Origin of the sequence: Sulfitobacter sp. HNIBRBA3233 (assembly GCF_040149665.1) — a bacterium.
Classification (GTDB): domain Bacteria; phylum Pseudomonadota; class Alphaproteobacteria; order Rhodobacterales; family Rhodobacteraceae; genus Sulfitobacter; species Sulfitobacter marinivivus.
Window position 1 is genome coordinate 1,038,885 of the sequence record NZ_JBEFLP010000001.1, and the last position, 20,268, is coordinate 1,059,152.

Consider the following 20,268-nt stretch of genomic DNA (forward strand, 5'->3'; position numbering starts at 1 on the left):
CAATCGCTAGCCCGCGAGCGCGCGTAACAGCCGTTTGCGGCTTTCGGGGATGGCGGCAATTTCGAGCCCTGTAAAGACGTGCAGCGTGTCCATCTCGCGGTCGATCACCGCATGGTCGCTGACCCAGCCGCCCATCGCCAGATAGGTCCGCAAAAGGGGCGGTATCGCTGCCTGCGCGCGGCGCAGATCGGGCCGTTGGTCCGCAAGGGCGGCGAAACGGACCACCTCGGGCGCCTTGATGCCCGGACGCCACGGCGCAGGCGCGAGGTGACGGTGCCCGAGCAGCGCGAAGGCCTCCAGATAGGGGGCGGGCGTGGTGCCCGGAAAGGACGCGCAGCCCATCAGCATACCCACCGCCTGCGCATCGACGACCGATGTCATCCCCGCCCAGGCCAGCCGCAGGATGTCGGGATCGGGCCTGTCGGGTGCGGTGCAGAAACGCCCGAGCTCCAGCATCGGCCCCGGAAAGGCAGCCAAGCCATCCAGCGCGTAGGACTGCCCCGCATAGCTGTCCTGCACCGAGGCGCCTGACAAAAGGGTCAGCCGGAAGGTACAGACGATATCGCCGCTGTCGCGGTGGCGCACGATCACATGTGTCGCCTCGGCATCGAAACGGTCGCGGACCCCACCAGCCGGTCCGAAGCAGCGCGCGCGCAGTGCCATCGCATCCGCCAGATCCCCGGCGGACACGGCGGCGCACAGGCTGTAGCGGCCCGTGTCCTTCGGGATCAATTGAAAGGGACGGTCCAGTGACATCATCCGAATGTAGCGCGGGGCCAGCGGCAGTCGCGTGAAATCAGCCTGCCAGACCCGCAGGGTTGAAACGGCCCAGATTGCCCAGAAGCTGGCGCAGGAAGCTGGTGTTGCGCACGCCCGAGGTGGTCACCCGGCGCGACAGCGGCACGACATTGCCCCGCTCGAGCCCGAAGCGTTCCACGTTGGTCACCACGCCCGCCGTATCGAAGCTGATCGCGAGAACCTCGCGTTCGATGACACGCGGCGCAAAGGCGCCGATAGTGCGCTTGCGGCTGCGCACATAATAATAGCCGCCGTCGTTCACCACACCCGATGTGACCGGAACGCCGATGCTTTCTTCGACGGATGCGCGGGTGTCGACACCCACAACGATCTGGTCGAGGTCTTCCTGGGGTGGGATATAGCCGTGGTTCGCGTATTGCGGCGCGCAGGCGGCAACCGACAGGGCCAGTGCCGCGCCAAGCAAAAGACGGCGCAAAAGCGGCGCGATGTTGGTAGTGCCCATTGTGCTGCCCCTTGCCCTTCTGTCGCATGGCTTCTATCTCGCATACCCAAGAACGGCACCCGGTTCAAGAAACGAAAGCAACAGACCCATGGCAACGTCCCGTCCGAGCCCCACAAGTCTGCGCGTGGCAGAACTGTCTACCAAAGCGCCGACACCCTTCGATGTGCGCCCCGGCAAACCCGCAATGGCGGAACTCCAGAGCCTTCTGGGGCTGGAGGGCCTGCGCAAACTGTCCTTCACCGGCCAGATCGCACCGACCGGCAGCGCCGACTGGCTGCTGACCGGAATGCTGGGGGCGACCGTGGTCCAGCCCTGCGTTGTCACGCTGGAGCCTGTGACCACCCGCATCGACGTGCCGGTGCAGCGCACCTACCTGCGCGATTTCGATCTGCCGGACGAGCCCGAGGTTGAGATGCCCGAGGACGACACCGCCGAGCAACTGGGCGCGTGGATTGATCCGGGCCGCGTGATGCAGGAAGAACTGGCGCTCGCCCTGCCCGAATACCCGCGCAAGGCCGAGGCACCGCTGGAGCCCGTCCGCGTGACCGAGCCGGGCAAGACCCCGATGCAGGACGAAGACGCCCGCCCCTTCGCCGGACTTGCCGATCTCAAGGCAAAGCTCGACGCGGGATCGAAGGACGACGAATAGCCCCGCCTGCGAGAACCTTCCTGCGCGGGGCAAAAACACGCAGTGAAAAGAGTCTCTTCCGGGGGCTTGCGGATCGGCGGATAAACAGTATTTTGCGCCGCTCTTGCCATTTAGCGTTGGACAAGTGGACAGGCTTTGCCTAAACGCACGTCACGCCCAAATGGCACTTGAAATGAAACCCTGGCTGCGGGCGGCAACTGATGCCGCGCCCGGGCCCCGAGAGCAAAGGCACCCGACATGGCTGTCCAACAGAACAAAGTTTCCAAATCGCGCCGCAACAACCGCCGCGCGCACGACTCGCTGGACGCGGCAAACCCCAACGAGTGCTCCAACTGCGGCGAGCTCAAGCGCCCTCACCACATTTGCGCGTCCTGCGGTCACTATGCGGACAACGAGATTGTCGCGCTGACGGACGAGATTGATCTCGAAGACGACGCGGCTTAAGTTCGCCCGCGAGCGTTAACAACTGAAGGCATTCGCAGACATGACGGCCTCGTCCGATCGTAGAGACGCGAAAGCCCGTACCCTCATCTCGGTTGACGCGATGGGGGGCGATCAGGGACCGGCAGCCGTGGTTGCCGGTTGCGTCATCTCCGCAAAGATCAATCCCGACATCGCCTTTGTCCTCCACGGGCGAGAGGCGGAACTGACCGCGCTGGTCGACAAACACCCCGAACTGCGGGGCCGCACCCAGATTCGCAACGCGACCGATATCGTCACGATGGACGACAAGCCCAGCCAGGTCGTGCGCACCGGCAAGGACACCTCCATGTGGTCGGCGATCGAATCCGTGCGCACGGGCGAGGCGAGCGTTGCCGTGTCCTGCGGCAATACCGGCGCGCTGATGGCGCTGAGCATGATCCGTCTGCGCAAGCTGCCGGGCGTGAACCGTCCTGCCATTGCCGTGCTCTACCCCTCCTCCAATACCCAAGGCTTCAACGTGATGCTTGATGTTGGCGCGGATATCCGTGCCGACGCGCAGGATCTTCTGCGCTTTGCGCTGATGGGCATGTCCTATGCGCGCAACGGCCAGAACGTGAAACGCCCGCGCATCGGGCTGCTGAACGTGGGCACCGAAGAACACAAGGGCCGCACCGAGCTGAAAGAGGCACACGACCTGATTCGCGACCACGCCGATACGGCCGGGTTCGAATTCGTGGGCTTCGTCGAGGGGGGCGATATTTCTGGAAACCGCACCGATGTGATCGTGACGGACGGGTTTACCGGCAATATCGCGATCAAGACCGGTGAAGGCACGGCAAGCCTGATCGGACGTCGTCTGCGCGAGGCGTTCAAATATTCCATGCTGTCGCGCATCGCGTCGGTTCTGGCCTATACCTCGCTCATGCGCCTGCGTCACAAGATCGACCCCCGCCGCGTCAATGGCGGTGTGTTTCTGGGTCTGAACGGCACTGTGGTCAAATCCCACGGGTCCGCCGATGCCACAGGTGTATCCGCCGCGATCAAGCTTGCCGCGCAACTGGCCGAGAACGGCTTCAATGACAAGCTGGCCGCGCGCGTTGCCGCCGCACTGCCGACCGAAAAGGAGCCCACCCCATGACTCTACGCGCCGTGGTCAGCGGAGTGGGACATTATCTGCCCCGCCGTGTCGTCGAGAATGCCGAATTCGAAGAATCGCTCGAAACCAGCGATGAATGGATCCGCGCGCGATCGGGCATCGAGCGCCGCCATTTCGCCGGTGAGGGCGAGACGACCGCCACAATGGCTGCCGCCGCCGCCCGCGCCGCACTGGAGATGGCCGGCAAGGAGGCCGGCGATGTGGACGCGATCATCGTTGCCACATCCACCGCCGATCTGACATTCCCCTCTGCCGCCACGATGGTGCAGTCCGAACTCGGGCTGCGGACGGGATTTGCCTTCGACATTCAGGCCGTCTGCGCGGGGTTCGTCTTTGCGCTGGCCAACGCCAACGCGCTTATCCTCTCCGGACAGGTCAAACGCGTACTCGTGATCGGGGCAGAGACCTTCAGCCGGATCATGGACTGGACTGACCGCAGCACCTGCGTGCTTTTCGGGGACGGCGCCGGTGCCCTGTTGCTCGAAGCGCAGGAAGGGGACGGCACCGCGGCGGACCGCGGCATCCTCTCCACCGACCTCAACTCCGACGGAACGCATCGCGATCTGCTTTACGTCGACGGTGGCGTGTCGACGGGAACAACCGGATATCTGCGGATGCAGGGCAATCAGGTGTTCCGCCACGCGGTCGAGAAACTTGCGGCGACGGCGGATACCGCCATGACGCGCGCCGGTGTGACAGCGGCCGATATCGACTGGGTCGTTCCCCATCAGGCCAATATCCGCATCATCCAGGGCACTGCGAAAAAGCTTGGCGTTTCGATGGATAACGTCGTGGTCACCGTGCAGGACCACGGCAATACCTCGGCGGCGTCCATCCCGCTTGCACTGTCCGTCGGCCACGCGCGCGGCCAGATCAAACAGGGCGACCTGATCGTGACCGAAGCCATCGGCGGTGGCCTTGCCTGGGGTGCCGTGGTCCTTCGGTGGTAGCGCGCCGGCCTGCGCAGCGCTGTTGACTTGATTGGGCAACCTGTCCAAAGTTGCGAAAACACGGGGGAAGTTATGACCAGCAAGACACTGACACGCATGGATTTAAGCGAGGCTGTCTTTCGCGAGGTGGGCCTTTCGCGCAACGAAAGCGCCGAGTTGGTTGAATCCGTTCTCGAAGAAATGTCGGATGCGCTGGTGCGCGGAGAGCAGGTCAAGATTTCGTCTTTCGGAACATTTTCGGTGCGCGACAAGTCGGCCCGCATCGGTCGCAACCCCAAGACCGGCGAAGAAGTGCCGATCAATCCACGGCGCGTCCTGACCTTCCGCCCGTCGCATCTGATGAAGGATCGCGTGGCAGACGGTAACAAGGGCTGACCCATGCCAAAATCGCCCGACGCGTTCCGGACCATATCTGAAGTGGCCGACTGGCTCGGTGTGCAGGCGCATGTCCTGCGCTTCTGGGAAAGCAAGTTCACCCAGGTCAAACCGATCAAACGCGCCGGCGGGCGACGCTACTATCGCCCCAACGACATGTTGTTGCTGGGCGGTATCAAGCAATTGCTCCACGACGACGGGCTGACCATCAAGGGTGTGCAAAAGATCCTGCGCGAACAGGGCATGAGCCACGTCGCGTCCCTGTCCGCCCCCCTCGAAGGCGCGGAAACGATCGACGCCGAGGAGATTGCACCCGCGCCCGTAGCGGAGCCCCCGACGCCGCAACCCGAAGGAAAAGTGCTCCCCTTCGAGCCGCCCACCAAAGAACCGGACCCCGAAGCGGTAGCAGAGGAGCCCGAGGAGGCACCCGAAGCGAAAGCGGAGGAGCCCGAGGAGGCGCCCGAAGCGAAAGCGCAGGAGCCCGAGGAGGCCCCCGAAACGACAGCGCAGGAGCCCGAGGAAGTGCCCGAAGCGATAGCGCAGGAGCCCGAGGAGGCAGCCGAAGCGACAGCGCAGGAGCCCGAGGAGGCAGCCGAAGCGAAAGCACAGGAGCCCGAGGAGGCACCCGAAGCGAAAGCACAGGAGCCCGAGGAGGCACCCGAAGCGAAAGCGCAGGAGACCGAGGAGGCGCCCGAAGCGAAAGCGCAGGAGACCGAGGAGGCGCCCGAAGCGAAAGCGCAGGAGACCGAGGAGGCCCCCGAAGCAAAAGCGCCCGAAAGCGACATGTCACCCCTGCCCGATTTCCTGCGCCCCTCTTCGGGTCAGAAACATTTCTCGACCACAAACGACGAGAAACCCGCATCCGTCGAAGGCTCCGACCGAACCGAAGACATTTCCACGCCAGAAAAGGCGCCCGCCCCGCGCCCGCGCGACATCGGCATGCCGGTCATCCAGACCGAACAGGACATTCACGCCGAAACCGCCATGCTGTCCCGTGGTTTCCGGCTTCGACATCTCGACCGCAGTTCCGCCGAAGAAATCGCGCCGCTGCTCGCCCAGCTGACCGCGTTGCGCGACCGGATGGCGTCACGACGGGGCGGCGGCGCAGGTAAACCCTGACCAAGATGACCGACGCCGTAATTCCCCCTTGCGCCGCCGTTCAATTGCGGTATGAACGCCCCCATGTCGGGCTATGGCGCAGCCTGGTAGCGCGTCCGTCTGGGGGACGGAAGGTCGCAGGTTCGAGTCCTGCTAGCCCGACCACGACATACCCGAAACGCCCGCGACCCTCAGGGTCCGGGCGTTTCGTTTTTCACAAGGACGTCCCATGGCCGGCGTGATCCCGAACCAGCTTCTTCAACGGATGATCACCGACGGCTCGATCGCCGCAGATCCCGCGATAGACCCCGCGCAGATCCAGCCCGCCAGCCTTGATCTCAGGCTCGGCACCGTCGCGTACCGCGTCCGCGCGTCCTTCCTTGCCGGTCACGGCCGAACCGTCGGCGAAAGGCTTGCCGATTTCGAAATGCACCGGGTTGATCTGAGCCATGGCGCGGTGCTGGAAAAAGGTGCTGTCTATGTGGTGCCGCTGATGGAGCGCCTCGCCCTGCCCGCGGGCACCAGCGCTGTCGCCAACGCCAAGAGCTCGACCGGCAGGCTGGATCTGCTGACGCGCACCATCACCGATGGCGGGACCGAATTCGACCGTGTGACGGATGGCTACACCGGCCCCCTCTACGCCGAGATCTGCCCCCGCTCCTTCTCCGTGCTCGTCCGCCCGGGCATGCGACTCAACCAGATCCGGTTCGGCACCGGCCCCGCGACGCTGGACGACACCGAACTGGCCACCCTCCATGCGCAGACACCGCTTGTCGATGGCCCTGCCGTCATCGACGACGGTCTGGGCTTCTCCGTAGATCTGCGCCCTGCCAGGGGCACGCTCGTGGGCTACCGGGCGAAACCGCACACCGGCCTGATCGACCTCGACCGCATCGGCCACTACGCGCCCGCAGATTACTGGGAAGAGGTCCACAGCGACAACGGGCAAATCATTCTCGACCCCGGCGCCTTCTATATCCTCGTCAGCCGCGAGGCGGTGACGATCCCGCCCGACTACGCGGCGGAAATGGCGCCGTTCCTTGCCATGGTTGGCGAGTTTCGCGTCCATTACGCGGGGTTTTTCGACCCCGGTTTCGGCCACGCGACAGCCGGTGGGGCCGGATCACGCGGCGTGCTCGAGGTACGCTGCCACGAAGCGCCCTTTGTACTGGAGCACGGGCAGATTGTCGGGCGGCTCATCTACGAGCGGATGCTCGAGCCGCCCACACAGCTTTACGGTGCCGGGATCGCGTCAAACTATCAGGGTCAGGGCCTGAAACTGTCCAAGCATTTCGCCGCCTGACCGGGCGCGGTCGTGCCCACGGAACAGGCTGAGCCGGCTCAGAACCGCCCCACACGCCGCAACGAGCGCATCGCCTGCTTGGCCTGTCTCATCTGCGCCTCGTGACCCTTCTGCACCGGTGCCTTGCTCTGCTGCTGCTGCTGCGGATCACGCATCTCCTGGGATTTGCCGTCGCTCTTGCGCATCCGTGACGCGCGATCAAATCCCGCATCAATGCCTTTGCTCACGACCTTGCGCATCACGATGCGGAGAATCATGTTGATGATCTGGTTCATGGTCCTGCTCCCTTCTGGGCTTTTCCGACCACTATACGCGGATTATGGCGATTCTGGGATCAATCCTCGAAGAGTTCGCTTTGGCCTTCGGTCGCCTCCGGCTCGTCTTCGCCGTCGCCGACCTGCGGACCGAAACTGGGCGGTGGACGATTCTCCAGAAGCCCCGCGGCGCGCAATTCCTTCAGCCCCGGCAGATCGCGCGCGTTTTCCAGACCGAAATGGTCGAGGAAGCCTTCGGTCACCACGAAGGTGATCGGGCGGCCCGGCGTCATCTTGCGTCGGCCAAAGCGGATCCATTCCAGCTCCAGCAACTGGTCAACCGTTCCGCGCGACACCGACACGCCGCGAATCTCCTCGATCTCGGCGCGGGTGACGGGCTGGTGATAGGCAATGATCGCCAGCGTTTCGATGGCGGCCCGGCTCAGCTTGCGGGTTTCGACGGTTTCCTTCTGCATCAGGAATCCCAGATCGGGTGCGGTGCGCATGGCGTAGGCATCCCCGATCTTCATCACCTGCACGCCGCGCCCTTCGTAGCGCCGGCGCAGGTGGACCATCGCCTCACCCGCGTCGCAGCCATGGGGCATGCGGGCTTCGAGATCGCGCAGGCTCACCGGTTCCGCACTGGCAAAAAGCACCGCTTCGATCATGCGCTCCTGTTCAGCCATCGGCGGCGCCTCGAACAGGCTTTCCTCTTTTTCTTCATGGTCTTCCGGCAAGATTCTAATCCTTTTTGCGCAGCTGGATCGGCGCGAAGGTTTCGCTCTGGCGGATTTCCAGATGGCCTTCTTTGACCAATTCCAGCGAGGCCGCGAAGGTCGCGGCCGTGGCGGAGCGGCGGCGCACGGGGTCGCTTTCCCAGCCTTCCGGCAGAAAGCTCATCAAATCCCCCCAGTCGCCCGCAAAGCCGATCAGCCCGCGCATCCGGTCCAGCGCCTGCTCCATGGTAAAGACTTTCTCGCGGTCCATCACGAAGGGACGGAATTCGTCGCGGGTCCGGATGCGGGCGTAGCCCTGCATCAGGTCCAGCAGGGTCGCCGTATAGGTCACCTTGCGCACCCGTTCGACCAGTTGCGTCTGTCCGCGCGCGAAGAAATCGCGCCCCAGCTGATCGCGCGCCATCAGCCGCGCCGCGACATCGCGCATCGCCTGCAACCGTTCCAGCTGGAATGCCAGATGCGCGGCGAGCTCCTCTCCCGAGGGGCCTTCCTCGCTGGGATCCGGCGGCAGCAACAGACGGCTTTTCAGAAACGCCAGCCACGCGGCCATGACAAGGTAATCCGCGGCCAGCTCCAGCCGCAGCGCCTTGGCCTTTTCCACGAACGCGAGATACTGCTCGGCCAGATGCAGCACGGAAATCTGGCGTAGATCGACCTTCTGCGTGCGGCTGAGTGTCAGCAACACATCGAGCGGCCCTTCGAAGCCATCGACATCAACGATCAGCGCTTCGGCAGCCATCCGTTCGGCGACCGTGACCTTGTCTTCCTCGAATGTGGTTTCAGCCATAAGCCGCCCCGCCCAACAGCGCCTTAAGCTGCGCATCGAGGGCGGGAATGTCAACATCGTCAGGGGCGTTGCGATAGCCGAGCGCGCGTTCGGCACGCGACTGCGCGGCGTCCGACATCTCGCCCGCAGCCGCGGCCACCGTGGCGCGTTCAGCCAAGGGGGCATTGCAATGCAGGACCACGTCGCATCCCGCGTCCAGCGACGCGCGGGTCAGATCGGTCAGGCTGCCGGACAGGGCTTTCATGCTGATGTCGTCGGTCATGATCAGGTTGTCGAAACCGATGTCCTCGCGGATCACCTTCATCATCGCGGGCGACAGGGTTGCGGGGGCATCGTCGACCGCTTCGAAAACCACATGCGCGGTCATCCCCATCGGCGTATCGCGCAGCGCACGGAACGGGGCGAAATCGACCGCCTTCAGATCGTCAAGCGGGGCGGCGACGCGCGGCAATTCGAAATGGCTGTCCGCCGTGGCACGACCGTGGCCGGGGATGTGTTTGATAACCGGCAGAACCCCGCCCGCCAGCATCCCGTCGCTGGCCGCCTGCCCCATCCGGATAATCTGGTCGGCCGCGGTGCCGTAACAGCGGTTGTAAAGAAATTCATGCGTGGCCGGGCCGGGAACGTCGACCATTGGCGCGCAATTGCTGTCGATCCCCAGCGCGTGAAGCTCGTGCGCGATCAGTCGGAAGCGCAGATACATCGCCTCGGCTGCGGCCTCGCCCGCGCGCTGCACAAACTCAAGCGGCGGCAGCCATTCACGCCAGACCGGGCCGCGCAGCCGCTGCACGCGTCCGCCTTCCTGATCGATCGTGATCGGCGCATCGCGCCCGACTGCTTCGCGGAAATCCCCGCAAAGCGCGCGGATCTGGTCGGGCGTGTCGATGTTGCGGGCAAAGAGGATGAAACCGAAAGGGTTGGTGTCGCGGAACAGCGCCTTTTCCTCCGCCGTCAGCCGCAGGCCGTCGGCATCGAGGATCGTCGCGCCGAAACGGCTCATCGCGTGACCACGGGAATGCAGTCAACGCTTTCCGCGACCAGCGCCGAGCAGAACCGGCGCGCATCGCCGATATCCTCGAACCCGTGGGCGCGCAAACGGTAGAAGGTGCGCCCGCCCGAGCTCGCCTCCTGCACGATACGCGATTTACCGGCCATGAACGGCGCAAAGCGCGACGCAAGGCGTGCCCATTGTTCGCGTGCAATGTCGGGCGTGTCGAAGGCGCCAAGCTGCACCAGCCGGGTGCCTGCGGGCAGGCTGGCCAGATCGATCTCGACCCCGGCGGCGGGGGCCGCTGCGGAGGCGGTTTGGGGCTCGGCCCTGCGGGCGGGCGAAAACCCAGCCGGACGGATCGACGGGCGCAGCGACGCGCGAAGGCCCGGACCGGTCAGGACCGCCGGAACCGGATCGTCGGCACTGAGCGCGGCGAGGATCTCTTCGGCATTTTCCTGTGCTTCCAGAGGAGCGACACCGTTGGTCAACTGCGCGACAAGATCGTCGACATTGCCGCTTTCCAGCGCGGCGGCCACGTCGAACGCCGCCTCTTCGTCGCTGTCGCTGTCGTCGGTGTCTGCCTGTGCTTCGGTCACGACCGGGGTCGTCTCTTGCGGTATGGGCTGGTCTTCTTCATCCAGATCAACCGGTTGCGGGGCGAGCTTCAAGCGGTCGGCTGCGGTATCCGCCGTGCCGATGGCCGCGACGGAATTGACCGAAAGGCCCTGATGCTCTGCGAACTGGCCACCGGGGTTTTCGGGCCGGACCCGCATTTCGCCCGCGGCGGCGCGGACCACCGGAATACCGCTGACGTCACGCACCAGAAGCTTGTAGCCCCAGACACCGACGCCCACCACAAGCGCCAGCGATATGGCCGCGCCCGCGAAATTGGTCAGCCTGCCCAGACGCCGCGCCGGAGAAACCGCGTATTCAGGGTGGGTATGCCGGGCGTACTCTCCCCGGGGAGTTTGCGTGAAATCTGCCATTTTTGCCTCGCTGCCCGCGTGGGTACACTGCCCTGCGGATCGTTCGGTTTGCCTGTGTCCGCCTGCGGCTGCGCGTGCGTTATCGCATCTCTTCCGCAGGTTTCACGCCGAGGATACCCAAGCCCGCCGCGATTACAATCGCCACGGCCCGTGCCAATGCAATTTTAGACTGGCTTGTTGCAGGATCGTCCTCCTGGATGAAGCGCAGCTGGGTTTCGTCATTGCCCCGGTTCCACAGGCCGTGCAGATCCCCGGCGAGTTCGTACAGATAGAACGCGACGCGGTGCGGCTCGTTGGTGCGCGCGGCGGTTTCGACCAGCCGTGGCCATTCCGCCAGCTTTTTCAGCACGCCCTGTTCGGCCACGTGATCCAGCCGCGACAGGTCGGCGGATTTCAACGCCGCATCCGACACGTCGATGCCGGCCTCTGCGGCGCGGCGCAGCACCGATGCCACGCGGGCATGGGCGTACTGGACGTAGAACACCGGGTTCTCGCGGCTCTGTTCCATCACCTTGTCGAAATCGAAATCCAGCGGCGCGTCGTTCTTGCGGGTCAGCATGACGAAACGGGTCACGTCGCTGCCCACCTCGTCGATGAGATCGCGCAGCGTGACGAAATTGCCCGCCCGCTTGGACATCTTGAATTCCTTGCCGTTCTTGAACAGCTTGACCAGCTGCGTCAGCTTGATGTCGAGCGGCACTTCACCACCGCTCAGCGCCTTCACGGCCGCTTTCATCCGCTTGACGTAACCGCCGTGGTCGGCGCCGAACACGTTGATCAGCGCGTCAAAGCCGCGCTCGATCTTGTCGTTGTGATAAGCGATGTCGGGGGCGAAATAGGTCCATGACCCGTCGTTCTTCTTGATCGGGCGGTCCTGATCGTCGCCGAATTCGGTCGATTTGAACAGCGTCTGTTCGCGCGCTTCCCAATCGTCGGGCAGCTTGCCCTTCGGCGGCTCCAGCGTGCCGGTATAGATCAGACCCATCTGGTCGAGCTTGGCGAGGCAGGCTTCGATCTTGCCGGTGTTATAGAGCGACTTCTCCGAGAAGAAGTGGTCCATCTTCACACCCAGAAGCGCCAGATCCTCGCGGATCAGGTCCATCATCTCGTCGGTGGCGAAGTCGCGGATGGGGATCAGCCATGTCTCTTCGGGCTGGCCCACGAATTTGTCGCCGACCTGTTCCTTCAGCTTCTGCCCGACGGGGATCAGATAATCGCCGGGATAGGTGCCATCGGGAAAGGCCACGTCCTGCCCGTGCGCTTCGAGGTAGCGCAGGTAGACAGAGCGCGCGAGCGCATCGATCTGGCTGCCACCGTCGTTGATCACGTATTCCCGCGTCACGTCGAAACCCGCGAACGCCAGCAGCGACGCCAGCGCATCGCCAAAGACCGCGCCGCGCGTGTGGCCCACGTGCAGCGGGCCCGTGGGGTTGGCCGACACATATTCGACGTTGACCCTCTTGCCCGCGCCCAGATCGCCGCGCCCGAAATCGGTCCCGGCCTCCAGCACCGCACCGGCGACGCCCTGCCAGACCGATGGCGCAAGCCGCAGGTTCAGGAACCCCGGCCCCGCCACCTCGGCGGAAGTGATGCGCGGATCCTCGGCCAGCCGCTGGCTGAGCTTTTCGGCGATGTCACGCGGCTTGAGGCCGGCGGGCTTGGCCAGAACCATTGCCGCGTTGGTCGCCATATCGCCGTGCGCGGGATCGCGCGGCGGCTCGACCGTGACGTTGTCGGTGGCGAGGCCTGCTGGCAGATCGCCAGCCGCTTGCATCGCTTCCAGCGCGTTCAGGACAAGATGGCGGATATCGGCGAAGAGGTTCATTGGTCTTGGGCTCTCTGGTCGGGGGACTGGCCGCTTCTGTACCAGCTTTGCCTGCCGCGTCAATCAAAGCCGCAATTCGCCCCCTGTCAGCGGCCCGACGGCCCGGATGAGCAGGCCCATGACAGCGGTGCGGGCGGGTGCGACAGCCCCCTCGCCCACGTTGACCAGATTCAGCGACAGGCCGTCGCGTTTCAGCGCCTGCGCATAGGCCGCCTGTACCGACACCAGCGCGGGTGCCATGGCGCCGGTCGCGACATCCAGCGGCTGATCGGGCCGCGCGACCACGGTGATGATCTGCCCCTCGCGGGCCGACAGCGCGGGCATGAAGCCCTGCACCAGCCCCTGGATCGTGGCGATGTTCAGGTCGATCTCATGCGAGTGGCGCAGCGGCATCAGGTTCAGCACGGCGTCCAGCCGCGTCTCGCCCCAGCCGCGGCCGATGCGGCGCAACCCGACCTCGGGCGCGTCGCGCAGATGCAGCGACGTCGGCACGCCGATTTTCTTCAGCCCGGTTGCACTGGAGTCGATCGCGACGATCTGCGCGCCTTCGGCATCGAGCGCGCGCACCATGCTGCGCCCGAAGGCGCAGGCCGCGCCAAGGATGATGATGCGCTTGCCCTGCAGCGCACCGCGGGTTTTCCTCTGGGTCTCGGTCTGCGTATCAAGCATGTGAAATTCTTCCCCCTGCTCTTGGTGTATTTCCGACCAGCCGCGCGTGTTCCTGTAGCGCAAAGCGATCTGTCATGCCCGCGATGTAATCCGCGACCATCCGTGCCAGCATTGTACGGTCTCCGGCCGCTGCGACAATCGATTCCCCCCAGTGTTTCGGCAACAGTTCCGGTCGATCCAGAAACAATGGGAACAGATCCTCGATCACGCGCGTCACCTCGGCGCGGATTTCCATCACCGCAGGGGCACGGTACATCCGTGTGAACAGGAAATCACGGATGCTTTGCAGATCCGCGCGCAGCGGATCCGAGAACCGGATCACCGGACGACCCAGATGCCGGATGTCCTCGGCGGACGCCGCGCCCGAGGTCACCAGCAGATGGCGCGAGGTATCGATCACATCGGCCACCATCACGCCGAACACCCGCCGCAACGCTTCGTGGCGGCGCCGGTCGGCATCCAGACCGGGATGCGCCGCGTCGACCTCGGCATAGGCCGGCCCGATGATCGGCAACTCGCAAATCTCGGCGTCGGTGAAGAGCTGCGCGCGCAGCCCGTCGTGCAGGTCGTGATTGTTGTAGGCAATATCGTCCGACAGGGCAGCGACCTGCGCCTCGGCGCTGGCGTGGGTGTGCAGTTCCAGATCGTGCAGCGCGTTATAATCGGCCAAGGCGTGGGGCAACTCTCCCAGCACGGGGCCGTTATGCTTGGCGATTCCCTCCAGCGTCTCCCACGTCAGGTTCAGCCCGTCGAACAGCGCATAGTGGCGCTCCAGCGAGGTGACGATCTTGATCGCCTGCGCGTTGTGGTCGAACCCGCCGTAGGGCGCCATCAGCGCGGCCAGCGCATCCTCGCCCGTGTGGCCGAACGGCGGATGACCCAAATCATGGGCCAGCGCGACCGCCTCGGTCAGCTCGCCGTTCAGATAGAGCGCACCGGCAATGGTCCGCGCGACCTGCGCGACCTCGATCGAATGGGTCAGTCGGGTGCGGTAATAATCGCCTTCATGTTCGACGAACACCTGCGTCTTGTGCTTGAGCCGCCGGAAGGCGCTGGCGTGGATGATCCGATCACGGTCGCGCTGGAAACACGAGCGGAAGCTGCTCTCGTCCTCGGGCACGCGGCGGCCCCGGGCGAGGTCCGGATCGGAAGCGAAAGAAGCACGCATCGAATATGTCCCAATTGGGCGGGGTTCTTGTGGCCCGCTCTCGGGGTTTCTATATTACTGACAGGGCTGAAATGAAACACATGCACCGGAGTTCCAAAATGAACCTACCGCCGAAAGTGACCGAACGCGCCTTTGCCCGGCTGAGCGAGATCGGCGCAAGCGAGGATGGCAAGGCTTTGCGCGTCGCCGTCGAAGGCGGCGGGTGTTCCGGTTTCCAGTACGAAATCGTGCTCGACGAGCCGAAAGAGGACGACCTGATTCTCGAAGGATCGGGCCAGAAAGTCGTGGTGGACAGCGTATCGCTGCCGTTTCTGGCGAATGCGGTGATCGATTTCACCGAAGAGCTGATCGGCGCGCGCTTCGTGATCGACAATCCCAATGCCACATCCTCCTGCGGCTGCGGCACATCGTTTTCCATGTAAAATTCAGCGCGAAACGGTTCAGCCATTGAGGTGCGTGTGCACCGCAACCGGGCGGAACCGGCGTATCCCGTCGGGTTTACACAGTGTCTGGCGCACCTCACTGCGCCCGGCATTGCCCCTCGGGGTCGGGATCCGGTCCCGCTCGATCTTGGTTCCGTGCTGGCTACGACAGGTAGGGGTGTGTTGGGCACCCCTATGGCGTTTGCGCAGTATGCGCGAATTCGTATCTTTCCCACGCGTTTTGCGTGGTTCGCTACGGGATCGCGGGGTCTGTCACCGCTTTCACCCTCAAATCCTAGCACCGATCACCCCCTGAGAGAAGCACTCATCGCGACTGCAATCAAGAGTTGTTCCCACCCGCCTGTGCCTTGTCCTCGCGCGGCGGATCGGCGATAGCTGATCGCGACCAAGCAGGAGCAACCCATGAAGATCGCCACCTTCAACATCAACGGGATCAAGGCCCGGATCGAAGCCCTGCCCGCGTGGCTCGACACGGCAGAGCCAGACGTGGTGTTGCTGCAAGAGATCAAGTCAGTCGACGAGGGCTTTCCCGCCGAAATTTTCGAGGAACGCGGCTATAACGTCGAAACCCACGGACAAAAATCGTTCAACGGGGTGGCGATCCTGTCGAAACTGCCGCTGGAGGATGTCTCTCGCGGGTTGGCGGGGGACGAAGACGACGAACAGGCCCGCTATATCGAGGCGACGGTCGTCGGCGAACGCGATGCCGTGCGGCTGTGCGGCCTCTACCTGCCGAACGGCAATCCCGTGCCGGGTCCGAAGTATGATTACAAACTGGCGTGGATGGATCGCCTGCGGGCCCGTGCCCAGGAGTTGCTGCTGGAAGAAACGCCGTTTCTGATGGCGGGCGACTACAACATCATTCCGCAGGCCGAAGATGCGGCCAAGCCCGACAGTTGGCGCGATGACGCGCTGTTCAGGCCCGAGTCGCGCGAAAAATGGCGGCAGCTGGTCAATCTGGGGCTGACCGATGCCTTTCGCGCGCGCACCCAAGGGCCCGAACACTACAGCTTCTGGGACTATCAGGCCGGGGCGTGGAACAAAAACAACGGCATCCGCATCGACCATTTCCTGCTCTGCCCCTATACCGCCGACCGGCTGCGCGATTGCCAGATCGACAAGCATGTGCGCGGTGGGGAAAAGCCCTCGGATCACGTGCCGGTCTGGGTGGATCTGGACCTGTAGCCGCAAGGCGGCCTGCGGCTTTTCACGGGGCCGCTTTGCGGGTCGCTGTCATGCGGTATTTGTCGGTGCAAAATTAGGGCACTGGCAAAGGCAACTCGCCCAAGGCTGATCCAGCGCCTGATGCCCCGCAAAGAGGCTCTCAAATGCTAACCCGTTGGCAAAGATGATTTCAGGTCCATCGGGCAAAAGGGGATCGGCGCGGGCGGCTGTGACATCTTCCGCGCCGTCAACCCCTGGGCTGCCCACCGGATGTTTTGCCGCGGCGCTGTGGCAGCACTTCGAAAAGGGCCGCCATGACAACCATCGCGCCGCCGATCAGCTCAACAGGGGCAAGCTCTTCGCCCGCGAAAACAGCGGCGGACACCGCCGCGACAAGCACCTCGCTCATCAACAGGATGCCCACGCGCGCGGGATCCAGCTGCCGTGTCGCCCACATCAGCCCCGCCATCGCCGCCCCCCACCAGAGCGCGCCGGTACCGATGGCAACCACACCGCCCCAAAGCGACGGATCAGCGCCCCCCGCAAGGAAAGGCACCAAGGCGCAGGAGATCGCCGCGCCACCGCAGACGAAAACGAAGGCCGCCGGAAGCGGCGGCAGGTCACCGCGCAGCTTGATCCCTGTCGATCCGATGGCCCAGACGATCCCCGATATCAGGCCCAGCCATTCGCCCAACTGGCGCGGGATCGGCCAATCTCCGGATGCGCTCAGCATCACGGCCAGACCGGCAAGACCCAGAAGGATCGCCACAAGCCGCAAGGCCGGCGTCCGCCAGCCCAGCACGAAACGCGCGATCAGCGTGCTCCAGACCGGTGTCAGGAAAAACAGAAGGACGACGATCGCGACACGGCCATAGATCAAGGCGATGGAATACAGCGCGAAACCCGCGCCACCCAGCGCGATGGCCAGTATCCCCAGACGGTCGGCCCGCGCAAAGGCCACGCGGTAGCGCAGCATGAAGGGCGCCAATGTCAGAACGCCCGCGCCCGTGATCGCGACAGTGCCCCACGCAACCTCGAACCCCGCCTGTTCCAGCAGGCGCACGGGCGCCCAGTAGAACCCCCATATCACGCCGGTTACCAGCACGATCAGACTTGCCATGGTGGACCGCGAATGTGTCATGCGGCCGCGCTACAGGCCGCAGGACGCGGGATCAAGCCTCCAGTTCGGCGTCCCAGTACAGAAAATCCATCCAGCTTTCGTGGAGGTGGTTCGGCGGAAATTTCCGGCCGAGATTGCGCAATTCCTCGGCACCGGGCGGACGCGGCGGACGGCGCAGGGAAAACCCGACCTGCCGCAGCGATTTCGAACCTTTCTTGAGGTTGCACGGGCTGCACGCGGCCACAACGTTCTGCCAGCTTGTCACGCCCCCAGACGCCCGCGGGATCACGTGATCGAAGGTCAGATCCCCGCGTGCCCCGCAGTACTGGCAGCGGAACTGGTCCCTCAGAAATAAATTAAAGCGCGTGAAGGCCACGCGCTTTTGGGGTTTTACGTAATCTTTCAGCACCACGACCGAGGGGATCCTCAGCGTGGTGGTGGGACTGTGTACACAGTCTTCGTATTCCGCCACGATATCGACCCGGTCGAGGTATTTGGCTTTTACCGCTTCCTGCCAGGACCACAGCGACAGCGGGTAATAGCTGAGCGGACGATAGTCCGCGTTGAGCACCAGCGCCGGACGGTGCTTCAGCCCGGCGGGTTGTCTTACGAATTCGGTCCTGAAATCTCCGTCCATTCTGCCACAGCCCCCTTGTGGTTCTGACCTGACTATATCTCGTGGTTTGAAGCTGGCAAGCCTCTCTATTGCACAAGATGTCGCAGACCGGATAGGGCCTGTTCATTGCGTAATTATGACGCAAAGATCGCGGGCCCTCCTCTGGTCCGCTGCGGGGGGATGGGTCAGAAACTCAGCTTGTCGCGCATGAAGGCCAGCGCCACCGACAGCCCGTCGGGTGCAATGCCGTGCGCGGTGCCTTTCATGACATGGGCATAGACTTCGGTCCAACCGGCCTCTTGCAGGGCCTCGGCGGCCTGCGGCAGCGACTGCGGGGGAACCACGTCGTCCTGATCGCCATGCACCAGCAACACCGGCGGGCGCGACACGACCTCGTCCTTCAGCGTCTCGGGGTTCAGCAGCCGGCCAGAAAATGCAACGATTCCCGCGATTTCATCCTCGCGGCGGGGCGCCACATGCAGCGACATCATCGTCCCTTGCGAAAAGCCGAAAAGCACAACCTGCTCGGGCAGCACATCCTCGTCCACCATCAGCGCATCGAGATAGGCGTTGAGGTCGGAGACCGCCATCGCCATCCCGCGCGCGGCCTCTTCCTCGGAAGAGCCGTCGATCCATGGGATCGGGAACCACTGGAAGCCGTTCGGCATACCCGCAACCGTTTCGGGCGCATCGGGGGCCACGAACAGCGTATCGGGCAGATGTTCGCCCAGAGGATCGGCCAGCCCCAGCAGATCGGCGCCATTCGCACCGTAGCCGTGAAGGAACACTACGACCGACCGCGTTGTGCCGCTGACCGGCTCGCGGCGCTCTGAATGGAGTACCCGTGTCATGTGATCCCTTCCCGTGATTTTCTCACACGGTAGTAGGTGAAGAGAAGCCGTGCCGCAACCGCCCGCCACGGCGACCAGTCCTCGGCCAGCGCGGCCAGAGCCTTCGGTGCGGGCCGTTCGGGCAGGTCGAACAGGAGCCGCGCCGCCTCCTGCAATGCCAGATCACCGGGCGCAAAGACGTCCCTACGCCCGAGATTGAACATCAGGTAGACCTGCGCGGTCCAGATCCCGATGCCCGGCACCGCCGTCAGCCGCGCGATCACTTCGGCGTCCGTGGCGCTGCGCAGGGCGTCGAAATCCACATCCGCATCGGCCAGCGCGCGGGCATAGCGCACCTTGGGGCGGCTCAGGCCCACGCCGCGCAGCTCGTCGTCGCTGGCGCGGCGGATCGCGTCGGGGGTGGTCAGGCCCGCCTGCCCGACCCGCCCCCAGATTGCCCGCGCCGATGCGACCGATACCTGCTGGCTGACGATCTTGCCCAGCAAGGCGGAAAAGCCGTCGGGCTCCAGCCGCAGGGGCAGCGGGCCGGTCTCGTCCAGCGCCTGTGCCAGCCGTGGATCGCGGGCCGCCAGCCACGCGGCCCCTTCGGCGACATCAGCGTCGCAGGTGATCCGCCCGCTCATAGTGCATCCACCCAGGCCAGCGCCGCATCGACATCCGCGACCGATGTGATGCCTTGCGGCAGTGCGGGCCGGTCGACGAGAATCGTTTGCAGCCCCAGTGCGGCCGCCGCGTCGACCTTGGGGCGGCTCGCCCGACCGCCGAGGTTGCGGCACACCAGCGTATCGATCCGCAAATCCCGAAACAGCGCGATTTCATCCGCTTGCGAGAATGGCGGATCGCCGAAAACGAGATCCACAAAGTCGAAGGGCGCGGGGCGGTCGTGACGCCGGGTTTGTCGCAACAGCAATCGCGCGCCGGGAAAGGGCCGGAAGTCTTCCATGCTGTTCCAGCCGGTCGCGGCAAAGACGCGCGCACCGGGTGCGATACGCGCCCGCGCGGCGGAGACGGATGCCGCAGCCTCGCAAGCGCCCCCGGTGACCTCCCAAGGGAGGCGTTCGAGCCGCAGATAGGGCACCGAAAGGGCAGCCGATAAGGCCGCCGCCTGCGCGGTCTGCGTCCGGTCGAACATATGGCTGGCATCCAGAATCGCCCCGATGCGCCGGTCCTTGACGAAGCGCGCCATGTCATCGGCATCCCCGAAACGCCTGAGCAGCGGCGATTGCGGCAGCGTGGCCCTGCCCCGCGGCGGTTCGGGCATGACGATCACCAGCGGCAAGCCCCGCGCGGCAAGCGCCTCGGCCAGTTGCCGCGCCTCGAAGCTGCCCGCGAGCAGCAGTATCTTGCCTGCTTCTGTCATGGCACGGACAATCGCCCGCGCGCGGCGATAGCGCAAGCGGGGGGTTGCCGGGCCTGCGGCACGGCGCTAGCGATACCGGGAG

At 64.6% G+C, this 20,268-nt stretch carries 24 protein-coding genes and 1 tRNA gene; 10 read left to right on the forward strand and 15 right to left on the reverse strand.

What is annotated here, in order from left to right; translation table 11 throughout:
* Positions 1-6 precede the first annotated feature (6 nt).
* Positions 7-756, reverse strand: a complete 750-nt coding sequence (locus ABMC89_RS04970; protein ID WP_349565802.1) for a GNAT family N-acetyltransferase — start codon at positions 754-756, stop codon at positions 7-9.
* A 40-nt stretch (positions 757-796) separates the two neighbouring features.
* A complete protein-coding gene (locus ABMC89_RS04975; protein ID WP_349565804.1) occupies positions 797-1,261 on the reverse strand; it encodes an outer membrane protein assembly factor BamE in 465 nt (154 codons plus the stop codon).
* 88 nt (positions 1,262-1,349) lie between these two features.
* Between ABMC89_RS04975 and ABMC89_RS04980 the strand changes: the two genes are divergently transcribed.
* The 8 genes from ABMC89_RS04980 to ABMC89_RS05015 all read left to right on the forward strand — a co-directional run bounded on the left by ABMC89_RS04980 (position 1,350) and on the right by ABMC89_RS05015 (position 7,215).
* Positions 1,350-1,910: a YceD family protein gene (locus tag ABMC89_RS04980; protein WP_349565806.1), complete on the forward strand. Its 561-nt coding sequence runs from the start codon at positions 1,350-1,352 to the stop codon at positions 1,908-1,910.
* Between the two features lie 237 nt (positions 1,911-2,147).
* A complete protein-coding gene (rpmF, locus tag ABMC89_RS04985) occupies positions 2,148-2,354 on the forward strand; it encodes a 50S ribosomal protein L32 (RefSeq protein WP_349565808.1) in 207 nt (68 codons plus the stop codon).
* Between the two features lie 40 nt (positions 2,355-2,394).
* Positions 2,395-3,471, forward strand: a complete 1,077-nt coding sequence (gene plsX / locus ABMC89_RS04990; protein ID WP_349565810.1) for a phosphate acyltransferase PlsX — start codon at positions 2,395-2,397, stop codon at positions 3,469-3,471.
* Positions 3,468-4,439: a beta-ketoacyl-ACP synthase III gene (locus ABMC89_RS04995; RefSeq protein WP_349565812.1), complete on the forward strand. Its 972-nt coding sequence runs from the start codon at positions 3,468-3,470 to the stop codon at positions 4,437-4,439. The genes plsX and ABMC89_RS04995 overlap by 4 nt, the downstream gene beginning before the upstream one ends.
* Before the next feature lie 72 nt (positions 4,440-4,511).
* Complete coding sequence (ihfA, locus tag ABMC89_RS05000; RefSeq protein WP_349565814.1) at positions 4,512-4,814, forward strand: integration host factor subunit alpha; 303 nt, start codon at positions 4,512-4,514, stop codon at positions 4,812-4,814.
* Between the two features lie 3 nt (positions 4,815-4,817).
* On the forward strand, positions 4,818-5,933 hold the full coding sequence (locus ABMC89_RS05005; RefSeq protein WP_349565816.1) for a MerR family transcriptional regulator: 1,116 nt from the start codon (positions 4,818-4,820) through the stop codon (positions 5,931-5,933).
* Between the two features lie 67 nt (positions 5,934-6,000).
* A tRNA-Pro gene (locus ABMC89_RS05010) sits at positions 6,001-6,077 on the forward strand.
* Between the two features lie 64 nt (positions 6,078-6,141).
* The gene (locus ABMC89_RS05015; RefSeq protein WP_349565818.1) at positions 6,142-7,215 is read left to right on the forward strand and encodes a 2'-deoxycytidine 5'-triphosphate deaminase; all 1,074 of its coding nucleotides are present in this window, start codon (positions 6,142-6,144) and stop codon (positions 7,213-7,215) included.
* A 38-nt stretch (positions 7,216-7,253) separates the two neighbouring features.
* On the opposite strand, the gene ABMC89_RS05020 is transcribed toward ABMC89_RS05015, so the two are convergent.
* The 8 genes from ABMC89_RS05020 to ABMC89_RS05055 all read right to left on the reverse strand — a co-directional run bounded on the left by ABMC89_RS05020 (position 7,254) and on the right by ABMC89_RS05055 (position 14,632).
* Positions 7,254-7,490, reverse strand: coding sequence for a hypothetical protein (locus tag ABMC89_RS05020; protein ID WP_349565820.1), 237 nt, complete (start codon positions 7,488-7,490; stop codon positions 7,254-7,256).
* Positions 7,491-7,549: 59 nt separating this feature from the next.
* On the reverse strand, positions 7,550-8,155 hold the full coding sequence (gene scpB, locus ABMC89_RS05025) for an SMC-Scp complex subunit ScpB (RefSeq protein WP_439655654.1): 606 nt from the start codon (positions 8,153-8,155) through the stop codon (positions 7,550-7,552).
* Between the two features lie 55 nt (positions 8,156-8,210).
* Positions 8,211-8,993 (reverse strand): segregation and condensation protein A, encoded by a 783-nt coding sequence (locus ABMC89_RS05030; RefSeq protein ID WP_349565824.1) that lies wholly within the window; start codon positions 8,991-8,993, stop codon positions 8,211-8,213.
* The gene (gene nagZ, locus ABMC89_RS05035; RefSeq protein WP_349565826.1) at positions 8,986-9,993 is read right to left on the reverse strand and encodes a beta-N-acetylhexosaminidase; all 1,008 of its coding nucleotides are present in this window, start codon (positions 9,991-9,993) and stop codon (positions 8,986-8,988) included. Before nagZ ends, ABMC89_RS05030 begins: the two co-directional genes overlap by 8 nt.
* Entirely contained in the window at positions 9,990-10,970 is a 981-nt protein-coding gene (locus ABMC89_RS05040) for an SPOR domain-containing protein (protein WP_349565828.1), read from the reverse strand. Before ABMC89_RS05040 ends, nagZ begins: the two co-directional genes overlap by 4 nt.
* A gap of 79 nt (positions 10,971-11,049) precedes the next feature.
* On the reverse strand, positions 11,050-12,795 hold the full coding sequence (gene argS, locus ABMC89_RS05045; RefSeq protein ID WP_349565830.1) for an arginine--tRNA ligase: 1,746 nt from the start codon (positions 12,793-12,795) through the stop codon (positions 11,050-11,052).
* A gap of 63 nt (positions 12,796-12,858) precedes the next feature.
* On the reverse strand, positions 12,859-13,464 hold the full coding sequence (locus ABMC89_RS05050; RefSeq protein ID WP_349565832.1) for a Rossmann-fold NAD(P)-binding domain-containing protein: 606 nt from the start codon (positions 13,462-13,464) through the stop codon (positions 12,859-12,861).
* The gene (locus ABMC89_RS05055) at positions 13,457-14,632 is read right to left on the reverse strand and encodes a deoxyguanosinetriphosphate triphosphohydrolase (RefSeq protein ID WP_349565834.1); all 1,176 of its coding nucleotides are present in this window, start codon (positions 14,630-14,632) and stop codon (positions 13,457-13,459) included. The genes ABMC89_RS05050 and ABMC89_RS05055 overlap by 8 nt, the downstream gene beginning before the upstream one ends.
* 98 nt (positions 14,633-14,730) lie before the next feature.
* Here ABMC89_RS05055 and ABMC89_RS05060 point away from each other — a divergent pair, with 98 nt between their 5' ends.
* Together ABMC89_RS05060 and xth are read left to right on the forward strand one after the other, a co-directional pair.
* On the forward strand, positions 14,731-15,054 hold the full coding sequence (locus tag ABMC89_RS05060) for a HesB/IscA family protein (protein ID WP_349565836.1): 324 nt from the start codon (positions 14,731-14,733) through the stop codon (positions 15,052-15,054).
* Between the two features lie 423 nt (positions 15,055-15,477).
* On the forward strand, positions 15,478-16,260 hold the full coding sequence (gene xth, locus ABMC89_RS05065) for an exodeoxyribonuclease III (protein WP_349565838.1): 783 nt from the start codon (positions 15,478-15,480) through the stop codon (positions 16,258-16,260).
* A gap of 226 nt (positions 16,261-16,486) precedes the next feature.
* On the opposite strand, the gene ABMC89_RS05070 is transcribed toward xth, so the two are convergent.
* The 5 genes from ABMC89_RS05070 to ABMC89_RS05090 all read right to left on the reverse strand — a co-directional run bounded on the left by ABMC89_RS05070 (position 16,487) and on the right by ABMC89_RS05090 (position 20,186).
* Positions 16,487-17,359 carry a DMT family transporter gene (locus ABMC89_RS05070; RefSeq protein ID WP_349565840.1) on the reverse strand — a complete coding sequence of 291 codons (873 nt, stop codon included), beginning with the start codon at positions 17,357-17,359 and terminating at the stop codon, positions 16,487-16,489.
* A 52-nt stretch (positions 17,360-17,411) separates the two neighbouring features.
* On the reverse strand, positions 17,412-17,996 hold the full coding sequence (locus ABMC89_RS05075) for an HNH endonuclease (RefSeq protein WP_349565842.1): 585 nt from the start codon (positions 17,994-17,996) through the stop codon (positions 17,412-17,414).
* Between the two features lie 164 nt (positions 17,997-18,160).
* A complete protein-coding gene (locus ABMC89_RS05080; RefSeq protein WP_349565844.1) occupies positions 18,161-18,826 on the reverse strand; it encodes an alpha/beta hydrolase in 666 nt (221 codons plus the stop codon).
* A complete protein-coding gene (locus ABMC89_RS05085; RefSeq protein ID WP_349565846.1) occupies positions 18,823-19,449 on the reverse strand; it encodes a DNA-3-methyladenine glycosylase family protein in 627 nt (208 codons plus the stop codon). Before ABMC89_RS05085 ends, ABMC89_RS05080 begins: the two co-directional genes overlap by 4 nt.
* A complete protein-coding gene (locus ABMC89_RS05090; RefSeq protein WP_349565848.1) occupies positions 19,446-20,186 on the reverse strand; it encodes a precorrin-6A/cobalt-precorrin-6A reductase in 741 nt (246 codons plus the stop codon). Before ABMC89_RS05090 ends, ABMC89_RS05085 begins: the two co-directional genes overlap by 4 nt.
* Between the last annotated feature and the right edge of the window lie 82 nt (positions 20,187-20,268).